This window comes from Streptococcus sp. GMD4S (assembly GCF_000296955.1).
Genome location: NZ_AJRE01000229.1, coordinates 1 through 1,374 on the forward strand (window position 1 = coordinate 1; position 1,374 = coordinate 1,374).

General features: G+C 42.9%; 2 protein-coding genes. Both read left to right on the forward strand.

Translation table 11 applies throughout. The features are described 5' to 3' along the window. On the forward strand, nt 1-698 hold a 698-nt coding region (locus GMD4S_RS08915; protein WP_000330824.1), incomplete at its 5' end, for a MalY/PatB family protein. A 92-nt stretch (nt 699-790) separates the two neighbouring features. Continuing rightward, a partial coding sequence (locus GMD4S_RS08920; RefSeq protein WP_001096259.1) for an SWIM zinc finger family protein occupies nt 791-1,374 on the forward strand: 584 nt, incomplete at its 3' end.

Sequence of the window (1,374 nt, forward strand, 5' to 3'; positions counted from 1 at the left end):
TGGAAGAGGATGTGAAGCTTTATATCCTTTGCAATCCCCACAATCCTGGTGGACGTGTTTGGGAAAAGGAAGTGTTAGAAAAGATTGGTCATCTCTGCCAAAAACACGGTGTTTTGCTTGTTTCAGATGAGATTCACCAAGATTTGGCCCTCTTTGGTCACAAACACCAGTCATTCAACACCATTGATCCCGCCTTTAAAGACTTTGCCCTTATCCTGAGCAGTGCCACTAAGACCTTTAATATTGCTGGGACAAAGAATTCCTATGCAGTTATTGAAAATCCAAAGCTTCGTGTGGCTTTCCAAAAACGCCAGTTGGCCAATAACCAACATGAAATCTCAGGCTTGGGGTATTTGGCGACAGAAGCTGCCTACCGTTATGGTAAGGACTGGTTAGGAGAACTAAAAGAAGTTATCGAGGACCACATTAACTATGTAGTGGATATTTTGGGCAACGAAACCAAGATTAAGGTCATGAAACCACAAGGAACTTACTTGATCTGGCTTGATTTTTCAGCCTATGATCTAACGAATGACCGCTTGCAAGAGCTTTTGAAGAATGAAGCCAAGGTTATCTTGAACCGAGGTTTGGACTTTGGAGAGGAGGGAACCCTTCATGCCCGCCTCAATGTGGCTATGCCGAAGTCAGTACTGGAAGAGGTTTGCCAACGCATCATGACCACTTTTGCTACACTTTAAAAATCCAGCCTTCTAGGAGAAAAGTCTTCCTAGAAGGCTATTTTCGTAGGGGAAAATGTGGTATAATGAAAAGATAAGATAAAGGGGTAACTATGGCTAAATTGATTCCGGGAAAGTTGCGCATGGAGGGTGTTACACTCTATGAAACAGGCAACATTGAGATTATCAAGGAAAAAGGGAATCGCCTCTATACTTGTGTGGCGGGAGAAGACTTGCGCTACAGTTTAGAGGATGATCTGGTTTTTTGTGCTTGCGATTTTTTCCAAAAAAGAGGTTACTGTGTTCACCTCGCAGCGCTCGAGCATTATCTGAAGAACGACGAAGAAGGCCAGGTGATTTTACAAGCCTTAGAAAAAGGACATGAAGAGCAAGAAGAGGTCGAAACCAAGGTTGGTTTTGGTGGTAGTTTTTTGGAGCGTATCCAACCTCAGAAGCGAGAGAAAATCTACACTTTGTCGGCTCAAGGCCAGGTAGAGGCTGGAACCAATCGCCTCCTTTGGACCCTCCGAATCGGTTTAGTTGATAGTCAAAAATATTATGTCATTCGTGACATCCCACTCTTTTTGAAGGTCTTAGTCCATCGAAAGCCATATATGATTGGGAAACACTATGAAAATGACTTGTCTTGGGATGCTTTTGATACAGCTAGTCAAGAAGTTCTTACTTTTTTATGTGG